This window comes from Anaerobacillus sp. 1_MG-2023, from assembly GCF_030547345.1.
In the GTDB taxonomy this organism is placed as follows: domain Bacteria; phylum Bacillota; class Bacilli; order Bacillales; family Guptibacillaceae; genus Guptibacillus; species Guptibacillus hwajinpoensis_B.
Window position 1 is genome coordinate 1 of sequence record NZ_JAUORD010000169.1, and the last position, 253, is coordinate 253.

Genomic DNA, 253 nt, shown 5'->3' on the forward strand with positions numbered 1-253 from the left:
GTGTATTACCTCTAAGAAAGGGGCTGGACCAATGAAAATTACAAACGAAATACAAGCTAATTTAGAGCCGAAATATGCGCGTAAAGCAAGTGCAGATAAACAGGCTTTCAGTCAAATGGTTCAGTCCCAAACACAAAGTTTAAAGCATCAAGAATTACAACAGCTTGTTAGTAATATTTCGAAGCAAGGAAATAAGCTTGCTCGTTATCGATCATTTCGTGAACTGGCCGCATTTAAACGAATGGTGAAAGGG

The 253-nt window shown here is 38.7% G+C and carries 1 protein-coding gene; it reads left to right on the forward strand.

What is annotated here, in order from left to right:
* Positions 1–31: 31 nt before the first annotated feature.
* Positions 32–253: DUF327 family protein (locus Q4550_RS23720; protein ID WP_303536712.1), on the forward strand; the 222-nt coding region annotated here is incomplete at its 3' end.